Raw genomic sequence first — 14464 nt, 5'->3', positions numbered from 1 at the left:
GGCCCAACGGGAGGTCAGATGACAGTTTCCGCCTCGGTAGAAGTGAAGAACAAGCTGGGCATGCATGCGCGCCCGGCCATGATGCTGTTCGAGCTGGTACAGGGGTTCGATGCCCATGTGCTGCTGCGTAACGAAGAGGGGGTCGAGGCCGATGCCGATAGCGTCATCGGCATGCTGATGCTGGATTCTGCCCAGGGCAAGCAGGTGGAAGTGCAGGCCGAAGGGCCCCAGGAAGAGGCGGCCCTGGCCGCAGTGGTGGCGCTGTTCACCTCGGGTTTCAACGAGGAGTAGGGCCGGCCACTCCCCTGGTTAGCGGGGCCCGGTGCGTGCCAGCGCCTTGAAACTGGCAAAGTTTTCACAGGCCAGCAGACTCTTGCTGGCCTTCTCGTTCATCAGGCTGATGAAGAGATCGTAGAGGCCCATGGCCTCCTCATAGTCCCCCTTGCTGATGGCCAGCACGAAGATGAGGCTGGCACTCTCGCCGTTGCCCCACTCTATGCCTTGTGGCGCCAGCACCGTATAGACACAAGTACGCTTGGCCAGCAGGCCGAGGGAGTGGGGCAGGGCTATCCCTTCCCCCAGCATGGTGGAGACGATGTGCTCGCGCTCGAACAGAGAGGCGCGAAAACCGGCCTCGACCATCTCTTCCGCTTCCAACTGCTCGCAGACTCGCATCAGTAGCTGACTCTGGCTGATGGCTTCATTGAGAATAAGGAAGTGGCGCTCGCTGAAGTATTTGTCGAGCAGGTAGGGGCGGGTGCGATCGATCAGCACCAGCTTGCCGAGCTGCTCCAGCTGATACTGGGTCGGAAAAGGGTTGACCTGTACCACTGGGATGCCCTTCTCGCTCACCCGTACCGTGCTTATCACGAAATCCTGATCCAGCCTGTCCAGGGCCTCGTAGTCGCGCACCGAATCCAGGCTGGTGAACCTCAGTTGCGGGTATTCACGTCTGATGCTGGCCTCCAGTACCCGGAAGGTGGCATTGCCCGCATCGCAGAGCAGCAGGGCATGGGGGCGACGCTCGTAGCCGATGTCGTAGTGACGCTCCAGCCCGACCCCTATGTGGATCACCAGGTAACCAATCTCGTGGTTGGTGAGCCGGTAAGGGGTCTGCCTGATCCACTCGGAGATGGCGGCAAGGGTGATGTCGTAGGCGAGGGGGTAGTGCTGCTTGATGTGCTCGGCCAGCGGGTTGTGACTGCCTATCTGGTATTTGACCCGCAGCAGCATGGTGCTGATGTGGGTGAGCAGATCCCCGCGCAGCTGGGCATCGTGGCGCAGGTCATAGGGGAAATGCTGATGGATATAATCGAGCAGATGGCTGACGAGCCGCTCACTCTCAGCGGCCATGACCGGATTGAGCAGGGGATTGTCGGCAATGACCCGTGCCTGGATCTGGATGGCCAGACAGGCCAGCTCGCTTGCACCCGGCCGGGTCAGGCTGGGCAGTTGCGCGAAGATGGCTTCGGCCGCCGTCAACATGCTGTCGGTCAAGTCTTCGGTATCGAACTGGGCCAGCTCATGCCCTGCGGCGAGACGCAGCAAGGCGACGGCGCAGTAGATGGTCAGCTGTTGCAACCCCTCATCGGTCAGCCGCAACTGGTGGCGGCTGAGTTGCTCGTGGATCCGATTGCCGAGCACCTCCAGGGTCTTGCTGGGGCAGAGGGTGGGCAGCAGGCTCTGCAACTGGGTGTTATGGAGCAGCTCCTGATAGAGCAACTGGGTCAGGCAGGCGCGGATCGCCGTCTCCTCGCCCTGGATGCGCATGCCGAGGCGAGCCTTGCTCTCTATGGTCAGCCCGAAGTGAGCCAACCGCTCGCGCACCTCGGCCATGTCCCCCTGCAGTGCCGCCCGGCTCAGATACCAGGTATCGGCCAGGTCTTCCAGCCTGATCCCCTGCTCGGCGCTGAGCAGCATGATCTGCAGATGCAACACCCGCTCCCGGCTGGTGCGTGGCAGGCTCGCCTCCTGCTGGCGGCTGGCAAGCAGCGCATCGAAGAGCGTCTGGTTGTAGATCTTGAGCCGATAACCGGCACCACGCTGATGAATGAGGTGGGCACCGTGGTTGGCGATCAGCTCATTGAGGGTAGAGACATCGGTGCGCACCGTGCGGGTCGAGACCTGCAGCTGGCGCGCGAGCTCCTCCTGGGGCAAGGCTTGATCGCGCAGGGCATCCAGCAACTGGTTCAGGCGGGGAGTGGGAAACTTCATAGGGGTCTGGGTCGCTCCGATCTGGCCATGAGGGGATGAGGGATGGGATCATATCGACAAATCATTCAATAACCCAACCCGACCAGCTGGGTCGGGTTGGGTGTTAACCAGGGGCTATGGCGATATCAAGCCAGCAAGCCCTTGACGGTGGCGAGCAGGGTGCGTACATCCTCGGGGCGGGTCTCGCCACTGGCCTGGTCGATGATGGAGCTGTAGATGTGCGGTATCACCTTGGTGACGCCGGCCTCCAGGGCAATGCGCACTATCTCCTCGAAGTTGTCGAGGTCGATGCCGCCGGTGGGCTCCAGCCAGAAGTCATGGCGGGCGCACGCCTCGGCCACCGCCACATACTCATCCCGGTAGGCGAGACCATTCATGGGGAAGAACTTGACCGAGCTGCCGCCCATGTCTTTGAGCAGGGCGATGGCGGTATCGATGGGCACTATGCCATCGGCCTGCTGCGCGCTGAGGGCGCCGGTGGAGATCTTGACCATGCCGGGGGTGCCGGTCGGGGAGATGAGACCATTGACCAGGCTCTCGCTCTGACCGAGCAGCGCCCGGCTGGCGCCGACCCCGGTGAACACCTGGTTGACGTGTTGGGGCTGCAGCTGGCGGGCCAGCTCGGCCACCATGGCGGACTGGCGGGGATCCCCTGCGCCCAGGCCGATGGAGAGGGCGTTGTCGATAAGCTTCGCGTACTCACTCATGTCGGCGACGGCGGAGGGCACATCCGGGTAGTTCTTGGAGAGCACGCCGACCAGCACATGGCCCTCGGCGGCTTCATAGACATCGACGGCGTTTTGCCTGGAGCCGGCCAGCACGTTGAGGCAGACACGGTCACGGTAGTAGTTGGGAATAAGGGACATCAGCGGGTCTCCTGGGTTAACTGGGCGATGGCGGTATGGATCTGATCGAGCTGGGCAGGGCTGACGCTGCGCACATCTATCTCGATATGGCCTTCATTGGCCTTGTAGCCGCGACAGTAGATGGCCGGGTTGCCCTGTTGCAGGCGCTGCACCAGCTGGGTCGTATTCATCGGGAGTCTGGCGTGGTCGAAGGCGATGTCGGTGCGGGCGATGTCGCGTCCGGCACTGTCCCACACCGTTCTGGCGCTGACGCCCGGTAGCTGATTGAGCCGCTCGATGAAGGGGGTCATCTTGGCGACCATGGCGGCGCCGCTCTCTTTTTCTTTGACGAGATAGCGTTCGATGGCGTGGGTCAGGCCGAGGATCCCCTCCTTGCCCACCTTCATGGCGCGACCTATGCCGTTGCTCTGCTGCTTGACCCACTCCACATACTGACGCTTGCCGAGCACCAGGCCGCTGGTCGGGCCCTCGATCGCCTTGGCGCCACTGTAGATGACGAGATCGGCGCCGAGTCGATAGTAGAGCTGCAGATCCTCCTCGGCCGCCGCATCGACGATGAGCGGCAACTGGTGAGCCTGGGCCACCTCGACTGCCTCTGCGACCGACAGCATGCTCTTCTGCACGCAGTGGTGAGACTTGATATAGAGGATGGCGGCGGTATTGGGGTTGATGGCGGCGGCCAGTTGGGCGGGGGAGCATTCGTTGGCATAGCCCGCCTCGACCAGCTTGCCGCCGCCCAGATTGATCATGGTGCCGACCGGGGCGCCGAAGTTCACGTTATGGCCCTTGGCCAACACGATTTCGCTTGGCACCTGATGCGGGTGGGCGTGCAGTTGCTCCAGGCGGTAGGGATCGCCGCGCACTATCATGGCGGCCACCGACTGGGCGATGCCTGCGGAGGCGCAGGAGACCACCACGGCGTCTTCCACATCCAGCAGGCGGGCGATATAGGCGCCGCTCTTGTTGACCAGATCCTTCACTTCGAAGTAGTGATCCAAGCCGAAGTTGACCGCCTCGACCACTTCTTGTTCCGGGGTCGAGACCCCGAGAATCGTCATGCGGCCGGAGGCGTTGATCACAGGTTTGAGATCATATTTTTCATAGACGGAAGACATGATGAGATTCCCCATGTTGAGTCAGAGTCAGTTTGCCCGCGACCAGGGCGGCAACAGGCATTAGCTGGTGGTCGCCGCTGCGGTGCTGCGCCTCGGTATCGGCGAACAGGCGCGGCTGGTGGGCTAGCTCGAACAGGGTCAGGTCGGCATCGGCCCCCAGGCTTAAGCGCCCCTTGCCGCGCAGGCGCAGGGCATCGGCGGCGCGGTCGGTGACGCAGGAGATGACCCGCTCCAGGGGCAGGCCGATGGCCAAGAATTTGGACATGACGTGCGCCAGGCTGTAGACGGGGCCCTTGATGCGGTTCTTGCAGTAGATATCCGAGCTGATGGTGTCCGGCAGCACGCCAGCCTTGATGGCTTGCTCCGCCACCTCGAAACTGAAGCTGGCACCACCGTGGCCGACGTCCATCAGCAGGCCGCGGGTCATGGCGCTGCGCACGGAATGCCTGAGTTCCCCGGCCGGGGTTAGGATGCGATTGGGCTTGCCGTTATAGCAGTGGGTCAGCAGATCCCCGTCGCCGAGCAGGGCGACCAGCTCATCCAGGTCCGGCGGGGTGTTGCCCACATGCACCATGAGCGGCAAGTTGCCGTTGTCGCGCTGGATCTGCTTGGCGATACGCAGGGGTTCCAGACCGTTTTCGCCCACCACGCTGCCACTCATCCGAGCCTTGATACCGACGATGAAGTCCGGGTGACGGCGGATGGCTGCCTGGGCCAGGGCCGGGTCGATGTCTGCGCGGTTGGCCAGCTCATTCTGGCGCAGCAGACCGATACGGGAGATGTTGAGCAGGGCATGGACCCGGGTCTGACAATGGGCGGTCAGGGCCTGGAAGTCATCCACGTCGTCGGCGCCGGTGCTGCCGGCATCGATGACGGTGGTGACGCCGGACTCGACGCCTACCTTGTCCGGCTCATCCTGATAGATGGGGGACCTTGGGTAACAGTGGGTGTGGGAGTCTATCCAGCCAGCGCTGAGATAGAGGTTGCCACCGAGATCCAGCTCGCGGCTGGCGTGGGCCTTGTCAAGCTGACCGAGGGCGGCAATCTTGCCAGCCGCGATGGCCACATCGGTCAGGTCGCCGCAGGCCAGGCGTGCTCGTCTGAAGATGATGTCGTACATAGGATGCCTCGCAGGTTCTGTTCGCCACCCCCGGGTGGCGAACAGAAGGGTCAGGAGATGGCGATCGGGAAGAAGGCGCCCAGCAGCATGGCGCCGAGTATGGCCCCCCCCGTGATGGGTTTGCCCCAGAGGTAGAAGAGCAGGGCACCAAACAGGGATCCCAGGCCGATGGGGATGGAAGCCCCGATGGCGGAGAGGATGATCAAGGGGCCCAGGAAGCGGCCTGAACTGTTGCCGGCCCCCATCATCACATCCGCCCCGTAGGTGGAGTCACTCTGGTTCACGGTGAATTTACGGGCCAGTATGATGAGGCCGCCGATGATGACCCCCACGGCCATGCCGGTTGCGAGAGCCGCCCCGAAGTTCTCCACCGGGTACATGATGCCCGCGCCCATCAGCAGCGCCGGGATCCCCAAGCCAACCCCGGTCTGGATGGCGCCACCTATATCGAGTATCCCCACCAGGGAGCCTTCGATGATGCGGGCGAACAGGAAGCTGGCCCCAAAGGCGGCGACAGCACCGTAGACGCCGGTATCAATGCCGGCGCGCAGCATGGAGACGAAGGCCACTTCGTTGAAGGCACCCACCCCGTAGAGGTAGTACATGTGGGTACCGGCAAAGACACCGGCCGAGAGCAGCCCCACGAAGATGGGGAAGGACCAGTCGGCATACCAGAAGTTGTTTCTCAGTTTCTCATCCATGGGATAGCCCTTATTTGCTGCTAAGCAGGTTATGGACATTATCCAGCCACAGGGGGATACCCATGTGGAAAGACTCAATCAGTTTCATGTCGAAGCCGCGGAAGAATCCGCTCAGCACGAACAGCAGCACGATGGCGGTCATCATCACGCGAGTGACATGGTTCCAGCCGCTCTCTTCGACCCCTTTACCGATCAGGATGCCGAGTACCAGACCCGGTACGGCGTTACCCATGATGAGCTGGGCCAGGCCCCCAAAGATGGTGGCCCAGAAGCCGGACTTCTTGCCCGCCTCTATGGCTGCCAGCCAGAAGATCACCGGCATGATGGTGTTGACCAGCAGGTTGGCGGCGGGCACCAGCACCTTGACGGCGGTCACCTGCAAGGCTTCGGGGACGGCGGCGGCGGTGCTGTTGAGGAAGGTGACCACGATGGCACCAATGATGCCGCCGGCGATGGCCATCTTCTTGGGATCGTGCAAGGTGGTGGCGAGATCCCGGTTCTTGATCATCAGCACGGCAGTGGCCCAGTGCGGGATGATGCGGTGATCCACGTCCTGGGTGAAGGCGCCGGCCGCCACGGTCGAGGCCCAGGCGTTGAAGAAGAAGCCGAGGCCGAAGGAGAAGTGGGAGGCAGGATCCCCTTCACAGGAGTTGAGCTCTCCCAGGGTACGAAACGCCCCCATGCCCTGCACGGTCGGCGCGTGGAACATGCGGGCCGCTCCGGCCCCGACCCCGACGCCTACCAGGCCACCGATGATCAGCGACTTGATAAAAATGATGAGAAACATGCAATTTATCCTTTGTGAATTGCGTTACACCCGGGTGAAGTCCAGCTGCCGGGTATCGATCGCGTTGATGCTGACCTGGATCTCGAGTTCGACCCGAAATTCGTGTCGCGTCCGGGGCAGGAAGAAGAACAGGAACTTTTCGACCCGAATCGACTCTTCCGCCTTGAGTACCTTGACCGCGAGGGGTTCAACCCGCAGCAGCACCTGCTCTGTCTCCTTGAGCAGATTCTGTTGCACCTTGCTGAGGGCCGCGGCAAAGGCTTGTTGCCGGGTGGCCCCCTTGCCGCTCACGACCACCTGGCTGGTGAACTGGTGCTGCATCAGGCGCGACCGTGTTTCTTGGCGAAGGCTTCAATCAGCTTCTGACCCAGCTCTTCCTTGTCCATGAAACCAAAGCCCAGCACCACACAGCCATCATTGATGGCGGTGACCCCCTCTTCGACGGAGCGCATGCCATAGCGGCACTTGTAGCCGTACTTGGTCTGGGCCGTGATGGCGCCAGCGCCGCCGCTGCCGCAGAAGGAGATGCCCAGATCCGCCTGCTCCTTGTTCATCACATCACCGAGCTTCATGTCCGCGGCCATACCGGGGATGACAGTGACCTCTGCCCCGGCTGCACTGGCACCGGCGCCGACTTTCTGGCCCTTGCCGAGACGATCTCCAATCACGAGTTTGATGGCTGACATTTAGTTATCTCCTGTGGTTACTGGTCGAGCAGCTGAGCTGAGTTCGTTTTCTTTGGCCACTTCGAAGTGGACAGACAACAGATGGGCTTCTTCATAGGCCAGATTATCCAGCCAGGCGACGACCTGTTCGGCCAGTCGCAGGGACAGGGGGGAGATCTCGTCAAACAGGGAGAGATCAACCTCCGGCAGTGCTTCACCACTGTATGAGCGCCACACCATGGCCTTGACGTGGGAGGCGAGCATCTGCTGCTGGACGTCATTGGGGACTATGCCGCGCTCGGCGAGCAGAGGATAGATTCTGGCCAGGGTATCGGTACTCTTGCGCCCTATTTGTGGGCTGTCCGGGGTGAGGTTGTGGCTACTTGCTTGCAAAGTCTTCTCTCCTGATGACAACGAGATGGTGACGACGAGACATGGGCTTACCCTATGCCTCCCCGGAATGGACAGGGAGGCAGGCTTTTTCCACAAGCAAATGGAAATTCGCCATCATCGGCGTTGAGGGGAGGGTTTTCTTGAACTGGATCCGGGGAATGGGCGTCAAGGGGCCCGAGGATGTGAGCCGCCTCACACCCCGGTGGCGTAGGCCGTGGCGAAGCCGGGTGCAGGAAGTGTGACCCTGTTCACATCAGGGAAGGAGGATGGCGAGGGCATGGAGGTGAAGGGGCGGACGGTATGAGTCCCGTCCGCCGCAGGGCAAGTGTCAGCTGGCGCTGGCTGCGCTGGTGCTGCCTTGCTGGTTCTGGTAGCGCAGGTCTTCTTCTATGGTGACCGTCAGTTCGAGGGGCTTGCCGTCGCGGATCACCGAGATCTTCATCTGGGCGCCGGGTCGGCTCTCGACAATTTTATCCATGGCGGCACGGACGCCGCTGATGGCCTCGCCGTTGATCTTGAGCAGCACGTCACCGCGCTGAATACCCCCTTTGGCAGCAGGACCGGCAGGGTCCAGGCTTTCGACCACCAGGCCGCGGAGATCGCCAAGGTTCATCATGCGCGCGACGATGGGATTGATTTCGACGCTGGAGATGCCGAGGTAGCCGCGGATGACCCGGCCATTGCTGATCAATTCGTCCATGATGCGCTTGGCAAGGCGATAGGGGATGGCGAAGCTGATGCCATAGCTCTCCTGGTTGCCACTCAGGTGATAGGCGGCGGTGTTGATACCGACCAGATTGCCATTGGCGTTGACCAGGGCCCCCCCCGAGTTGCCCTCGTTGATGGCGGCATCGGTCTGCAGCAGATCCTGGCGGCCATTGCTGTCGGGCCCCATGCTGGAAAGGCCGAGGCGACCGGTGGCACTGATGATGCCCTGGGTGATGGTCTGGCCGACGTTATAGGGGTTGCCGATGGCGAGCACCACGTCCCCGACGTCCGGGCGCAGATCGGGATCCTGAGGGATCACCGGCAGGTTATCTGATTCGATATAGAGCACGGCAAGATCGGTGAGCTTGTCGGTACCGACCAGCTCGGCGCTGAACACCCGGCCATCTTGCAGCGCGACAATGATTTGGTCCGCATCGGCGATGACATGGTAGTTGGTCAGCACATGGCCACGGGGGTTCATGATGACCCCGGAGCCCAGCCCCTGAGGCCTGAGCTCGGCCTTCTCGCCACGATTGCCAGCGAAGCTGCGGGTGTAGATGTTGACCACGGCAGGACCTGCGCGGTGGGCGGCATAGGAGAAGCTCATCTCCCGATTGTTACTGATGAGGTCGGGCAGCAGGGCACCGCCTCTGAGGCTGGGGAAGAACAACAGCAATAGGGCCGCGACCGTGAGGCCAAAGGCGACTGACTTGCCCAAGTAACTGATCAGAGGTGGGATTTTCATTTCATTCTCATTGCGGCTCGCTGCCAGCAGAGAATAACACTAACGGTGCATAAAAATCACCCGCGACCTGGGTCGCGGGTGATGGGGGTTAATGCGTGCTCATGAAGGGATCAGCGGATCACCAGGTAGAGCGAGGAGTCGCCGCGCTGGATGTTGAGGGCCAGCACATCCGGCTTGTTCTTCAACGCCTTGGTCAGGTCGGCAAGGGCATTCACTCTCAGCCGGTTGACCCCGATGATGATGTCGCCCTTCTGCAGGCCGGAAGCGGCTGCCGGAGAGCGCGGATCTATCTCGGAGACGGCAACACCCGCCACGGGGTCTGTGGTGGTGCTGAGCTTGGCGCCTTCCAGAGCCGGATGCAGGGCACTGGCACGCACCTCGCTGTCATCGGCCTGTTTCAGGGTGACCTTGACGCTCTGCTCCTTGCCATCACGCACTATGCCCAGGGTGACTTGTTTGCCGGCACCCATGGTCGCGATTTTGGCACGCAGTTCCCCAAACGAACGTATGGGCTTGCCATCTATGCTGGAGATGATGTCCCCGGCCTTGATGCCAGCCTTGTCGGCGGAGGAGCCCGGCATGACCTGGTTGACGAAGGCACCATTCTGCTTGGTTGAGCCGAAGGTCTTGGCCAGATCCGAGGTCAGCTCGGCACCTGTGATGCCCAGCTGGCCACGGCGCACTTCACCGAACTTGATGATCTGATCGGACAGGTCGCGCACCATGTTGGATGGAATGGCGAAGCCAATGCCGATGTTGCCCCCATTCGGACCCAGGATGGCGGTGTTGATGCCGATCAGCTCGCCACGCAGGTTGAGCAAGGCGCCACCCGAGTTGCCCGAGTTGATGGCCGCGTCAGTCTGAATAAAGTTTTCGAAGTTCTCGATGTTCAGGCCGCTGCGCCCCAGGGCGGAGACGATGCCTGAGGTGACGGTCTGACCCAGGCCGAAGGGGTTGCCGATGGCCAGGGCATAATCCCCGACTCTCAGTTCGTCGGAGTCAGCCAGCTTGATGGCCGTCAGGTCATCCGCCTTGATCTGCAGCAGGGCGATATCGGACTGCTTGTCTTCGCCGATCTTCTTGGCCGTGAATTCGCGGCCATCCTTGAGGCTGACCTTGATCTCGTCCGCTTCGTGGATCACGTGAGCATTGGTGATCACATAGCCTTTCTTGGCATCAATGATGACCCCGGAGCCGAGCGCCTGGAAAGGCTGTTCGCTGACCTGTTCATCAGGCATGTTGGGGCCGAAGAAGAAACGGAATTGCTCGGGCAGACGCTGTCTGGTGACTTTCTTGCCGGAGACAGAGATGTTGACCACAGCAGGAGTCACCTGTTCCAGCACGGGGGCCAGACTCGGGATCTCCTGATTTCCCATCAGGGAGGGCAGTGCCGCCTGGGCAGGGGCCGCAGACATGGCGATACCGACGCTGAGGGCTAGCACGCTGAGCAGAGAAAGAGGTTTACGCATATGAATAACAGCTCCCAGTTAATTGACAGTGCTTTTGCCAAGAATCTGACTACGGATCAAGGAATTAGTTCCAGGAAAGTGTCAGCTGGATTGCTTGAGCAGGCCTGAGGCGCTACCGGCATAGTCCCGCGGAGGCAGACCCTGGCTCTCTTCATCCTTGACTTGTGTCGGTTCGACTTCTTGCTCGCGGAACAGGGGTTCCTCGGCCTTGGCCAGGAATTTGCTCTGTTCGGCCATGTGGCGGTAGAGGGTCTGGTAATGCTCGGCTAGCTGCTCCATCAGGGCGGCGCTGTCGGCAAAGTGAGTGTTGATCTGGCCCTGGTAACTCTCCATGTCCTTGCGGGCCGTGCTGAGTTCGCGCTCGAGGCGACCGGCATCACGGCTACGTACCGAGAAACGACCAATCAGGACGCCGATAATCAGGGCGGCAACGGCCAGCAGGATCCCATTTAACAGACTCATAGATGCTCCTTGTTACAGCTAATTCAACATGTGGATGATGGCCCAGAATGGCCGTCAACCCTGGTGGCACTATACCGTGCACCCCGGGGCCGTGATACCCTTTTGTCCTCTATTCAGGGACTTGGAGACGTTTGACAGGATGACCCCGCAGCAAAAATATCAGCAAGATCTGCAACGCTCTGATTTTCAGGCCGATCCGGCCCAGGCGATGGCAGTGGCACATCTGGAGCGACTCTATCAGGATTTGTGCGCTCCCCCGACTCCGACCAGATCCCGTGGCTGGCTGGGCTGGTTGCAAAAACCGCAAGCCGTCACGCCTGTCCAGGGATTATATATGTGGGGTGGGGTCGGCCGGGGCAAGACCTGGTTGATGGATATTTTTTTTGACGCCCTGCCCGGGGATCGTAAGTTACGGGTGCATTTTCACCGTTTCATGCACAGGGTTCATGATGAACTCAGCGGCTTGACCGGTCAGGCCGATCCACTGGAACTCATTGCCAGCAAGCTGGCCAGCGAGACAGACATCATCTGTTTCGATGAGTTTTTTGTCTCGGACATCACCGATGCCATGCTGCTGGGCACCCTGTTTCAGGCGCTGTTTGGCCACGGTGTCGTGCTAGTGGCGACCTCCAATATTCCCCCCAAGGATCTCTACCGCAATGGGCTGCAACGGGCGCGCTTTCTGCCAGCCATCGCGTTGATCGAACAGCATTGCGAGATCCTCAATGTCGATGGGGGAGTCGATTACCGGCTGCGGACGTTGGAGCAGGCCGAGATCTATCACCATCCCCTCGACGGGGAAGCAAGATTGAACTTGGAGCGCTATTTCCAGCAACTGACCGGGCAGAAGCAACCAGTGCCATTGGCCATCGAAGTGAATCATCGTCAGTTGCAGACACTGGGGGCCGAGGAGGGACTGCTCTACATCAGCTTCGATCAACTCTGTCGGAGCGCCCGCTCTCAGGGGGATTACATCGAGCTGTCACGGCTGTTTCATACCGTGCTGCTGGCCGAGGTACAACCAATGGGGGCGGGGTCGGACGATGCAGCCCGGCGTTTCATTGCCATGGTTGACGAGTTCTATGAGCGTCACGTCAAGCTCATCATGTCGGCAGCCGTCCCCATGGCGGAACTCTACAGCGGAGGCTTGCTCAGCTTCGAGTTCAAGCGCTGTCTTTCACGGCTCCAGGAGATGCAATCGCACGAATACCTTGCCAGAGTGCACCTTCCTTAGTCACAATACCCGCGCCTGCCAGTCGGATGGGCATCTGCGGCAGGTAGGGTCGGGCGACATTTGCTAGCGTCATGGCAGTGAAATTAGCAGGTGATATTTAAGGCAACTTCACTTATAATCGCCCGGCCCACGTTACAGCTGTCGATAAGACAGCAATACTTTAAAGCTTTACTTGTATTCGAAGGGGTACAGGTAGGCCATCGTTTGTTGCTTGTGGGCGAGCCCCCATAAGCAATTGGGTCTGTAACAGGTAATTGGGTTTAACTTAATGAAAACTTTCGTTGCCAAGCCAGAAACCGTAAAACGTGACTGGTACATTGTGGACGCAGAAGGTAAAACTCTGGGTCGTATCGCAACTGAGATTGCTTCTCGTCTGCGTGGTAAGCACAAAGCTGAGTATACTCCGCACGTTGACACCGGTGATTACATCATCGTTGTAAACGCTGAGAAGGTGCATGTTACCGGTAAGAAATTTACCGATAAAATCTACCATTCTCACTCCGGTTTCCCGGGTGGTATCAAGTCAATCAGCTTCGACAAGCTGATCAAGCGTAAACCGGAAATGGTAATCGAAGCTGCTATCAAAGGCATGCTGCCGAAAGGTCCTCTGGGCCGTGCCATGTTCCGTAAACTGAAAGTTTACGCAGGCGCCGAGCATGCTCATGCTGCTCAGCAACCTCAAGTACTGGATATCTAATCGGGAACTGGCAACATGGCAGAAAATCAATACTACGGTACCGGCCGTCGCAAAAGCTCCACTGCTCGCGTCTTTATCAAAGCGGGTAGCGGTAAAATCGTAATCAACCAGCGCTCCCTGGAGCAGTACTTCGGTCGTCCGACTGCCCGTATGGTAGTTCGTCAGCCGCTGGAACTGGTTGAAATGACCGAGAAACTGGATCTGTACATCACCGTTAACGGTGGTGGCATCTCCGGTCAAGCTGGTGCGATCCGTCACGGTATCACTCGTGCTCTGATGCAGTACGATGAGACCCTGCGCGGTGAACTGCGTAAAGCAGGCTTTGTTACTCGTGATGCCCGTAAGGTTGAGCGTAAGAAAGTCGGTCTGCACAAAGCTCGTAAGCGTCCGCAGTACTCCAAGCGTTAATTCGCTTTTGGTACTCACTCTTTCGAGTGTTAAAAAAGCCTGGCAGCCGCCAGGCTTTTTTTATTGGTAACGTTTCGATAGCCATTGCTAACCTCACGTCACAAAAGACAAAAAATTGTGTCTTTATTGTTTTTGCCCTTCGCTTCTCTTTCTTGTCAATTTGTTATCTTTTCTTTAAAATTTCCTCGATTTTTCTGTGACAATTGTAACTCCTGCTTCCGCCACTGTTGTCACAGGGGAACAGGGACATTATAAGAATGCGCCGAGTCCACATGGGAGAGTTTTTGGATGAGCAATGCGCCAGTTGATACCGGCCGCCGCAGATTTCTTACCTGGTCAACGATCGCCGTTGGTGGGGTAGGGGCTGCTTTTACCGCAGTGCCGTTTATAAAATCATGGAACCCGAGTGCCAAGGCCAAGGCTGCTGGCGCTCCGGTTGAAGTCGACATTAGCAAGTTGGAGCCGGGTCAACTCATTCGCGTTGAATGGCGCGGCAAACCGGTTTGGGTGGTCAATCGCTCCAAGCAGATCCTGGATGGCCTGCCGACGCACGATAACTTGTTGCGCGATCCAAAGTCCGATGAGCCCCAACAACCTGACTATGCCCATAATGGATACAGATCCATCAAGCCGGAAATCTTCGTGGCTGTTGGTATCTGTACTCATTTGGGTTGCTCCCCGTCTTATCTGCCGGACAGCTTCGGTGAACAGGTCGAAGGGGTCAGTTCTGGCTTTTTCTGCCCCTGTCATGGCTCCAAGTTTGACATGGCCGGTCGCGTGTTTCAGGGGGTTCCTGCCCCATTGAACCTGGTGATCCCGCCGTACCAGTATCTCAACGACACCACCATCCTGGTCGGTGCCGATGGCAAGGAGGCCTGAC

17 protein-coding genes are annotated in these 14464 nt (G+C 59.7%); 5 read left to right on the top strand and 12 right to left on the bottom strand.

Features of this window, described 5'->3' with window-relative positions; all coding sequences use genetic code 11:
* The first annotated feature begins 18 nt into the window (after positions 1-18).
* A complete protein-coding gene (gene npr, locus BN1130_RS10485; RefSeq protein WP_005891045.1) occupies positions 19-291 on the top strand; it encodes a PTS phosphocarrier protein NPr in 273 nt (90 codons plus the stop codon).
* 18 nt (positions 292-309) lie between these two features.
* Here npr and BN1130_RS10480 read toward each other — a convergent pair whose 3' ends face one another.
* The 12 genes from BN1130_RS10480 to BN1130_RS10425 all read right to left on the bottom strand — a co-directional run bounded on the left by BN1130_RS10480 (position 310) and on the right by BN1130_RS10425 (position 11245).
* A complete protein-coding gene (locus tag BN1130_RS10480) occupies positions 310-2214 on the bottom strand; it encodes a BglG family transcription antiterminator (RefSeq protein ID WP_042041904.1) in 1905 nt (634 codons plus the stop codon).
* A gap of 125 nt (positions 2215-2339) precedes the next feature.
* Positions 2340-3080, bottom strand: coding sequence for a 2-dehydro-3-deoxy-phosphogluconate aldolase (gene dagF / locus BN1130_RS10475; protein WP_042041903.1), 741 nt, complete (start codon positions 3078-3080; stop codon positions 2340-2342).
* Positions 3080-4195 carry a DgaE family pyridoxal phosphate-dependent ammonia lyase gene (locus tag BN1130_RS10470; RefSeq protein WP_042041902.1) on the bottom strand — a complete coding sequence of 372 codons (1116 nt, stop codon included), beginning with the start codon at positions 4193-4195 and terminating at the stop codon, positions 3080-3082. Before BN1130_RS10470 ends, dagF begins: the two co-directional genes overlap by 1 nt.
* Positions 4179-5315 carry an amidohydrolase/deacetylase family metallohydrolase gene (locus BN1130_RS10465; protein WP_042041901.1) on the bottom strand — a complete coding sequence of 379 codons (1137 nt, stop codon included), beginning with the start codon at positions 5313-5315 and terminating at the stop codon, positions 4179-4181. The genes BN1130_RS10470 and BN1130_RS10465 overlap by 17 nt, the downstream gene beginning before the upstream one ends.
* Positions 5316-5365: 50 nt before the next feature.
* Positions 5366-6016, bottom strand: coding sequence for a DUF4310 family protein (locus tag BN1130_RS10460; protein ID WP_042041900.1), 651 nt, complete (start codon positions 6014-6016; stop codon positions 5366-5368).
* Between the two features lie 10 nt (positions 6017-6026).
* Positions 6027-6803: a DUF4311 domain-containing protein gene (locus BN1130_RS10455; protein WP_042041899.1), complete on the bottom strand. Its 777-nt coding sequence runs from the start codon at positions 6801-6803 to the stop codon at positions 6027-6029.
* 24 nt (positions 6804-6827) lie between these two features.
* Complete coding sequence (locus BN1130_RS10450) at positions 6828-7124, bottom strand: DUF4312 family protein (RefSeq protein ID WP_042041898.1); 297 nt, start codon at positions 7122-7124, stop codon at positions 6828-6830.
* Complete coding sequence (locus BN1130_RS10445; RefSeq protein WP_005891061.1) at positions 7124-7489, bottom strand: SFCGS family glycine-rich protein; 366 nt, start codon at positions 7487-7489, stop codon at positions 7124-7126. Before BN1130_RS10445 ends, BN1130_RS10450 begins: the two co-directional genes overlap by 1 nt.
* On the bottom strand, positions 7490-7861 hold the full coding sequence (locus BN1130_RS10440) for a transcriptional regulator (protein ID WP_042041897.1): 372 nt from the start codon (positions 7859-7861) through the stop codon (positions 7490-7492).
* Between the two features lie 328 nt (positions 7862-8189).
* Positions 8190-9314, bottom strand: a complete 1125-nt coding sequence (gene degS, locus BN1130_RS10435) for an outer membrane-stress sensor serine endopeptidase DegS (protein ID WP_042041896.1) — start codon at positions 9312-9314, stop codon at positions 8190-8192.
* A 110-nt stretch (positions 9315-9424) separates the two neighbouring features.
* Positions 9425-10783: a DegQ family serine endoprotease gene (locus BN1130_RS10430; RefSeq protein ID WP_042041895.1), complete on the bottom strand. Its 1359-nt coding sequence runs from the start codon at positions 10781-10783 to the stop codon at positions 9425-9427.
* Between the two features lie 81 nt (positions 10784-10864).
* Positions 10865-11245: a Z-ring associated ZapG family protein gene (locus tag BN1130_RS10425; RefSeq protein ID WP_042041894.1), complete on the bottom strand. Its 381-nt coding sequence runs from the start codon at positions 11243-11245 to the stop codon at positions 10865-10867.
* Positions 11246-11384: 139 nt separating this feature from the next.
* Between BN1130_RS10425 and zapE the strand changes: the two genes are divergently transcribed.
* The 4 genes from zapE to petA all read left to right on the top strand — a co-directional run bounded on the left by zapE (position 11385) and on the right by petA (position 14463).
* Positions 11385-12479, top strand: coding sequence for a cell division protein ZapE (gene zapE, locus BN1130_RS10420; RefSeq protein ID WP_042041893.1), 1095 nt, complete (start codon positions 11385-11387; stop codon positions 12477-12479).
* A gap of 268 nt (positions 12480-12747) precedes the next feature.
* Positions 12748-13176: a 50S ribosomal protein L13 gene (rplM, locus tag BN1130_RS10415; protein WP_042019612.1), complete on the top strand. Its 429-nt coding sequence runs from the start codon at positions 12748-12750 to the stop codon at positions 13174-13176.
* A gap of 15 nt (positions 13177-13191) precedes the next feature.
* Positions 13192-13584, top strand: a complete 393-nt coding sequence (gene rpsI / locus BN1130_RS10410) for a 30S ribosomal protein S9 (protein WP_005891084.1) — start codon at positions 13192-13194, stop codon at positions 13582-13584.
* Between the two features lie 288 nt (positions 13585-13872).
* Positions 13873-14463, top strand: coding sequence for a ubiquinol-cytochrome c reductase iron-sulfur subunit (petA, locus tag BN1130_RS10405; protein ID WP_042041892.1), 591 nt, complete (start codon positions 13873-13875; stop codon positions 14461-14463).
* The last annotated feature ends 1 nt before the right edge of the window (position 14464 follow it).

This window comes from Aeromonas rivuli (assembly GCF_000820045.1).
Lineage (GTDB): Bacteria > Pseudomonadota > Gammaproteobacteria > Enterobacterales > Aeromonadaceae > Aeromonas > Aeromonas rivuli.
The sequence above is the reverse complement of the archived record's forward strand: the minus strand, read 5'-3'. Positions and strand labels throughout refer to the sequence as shown.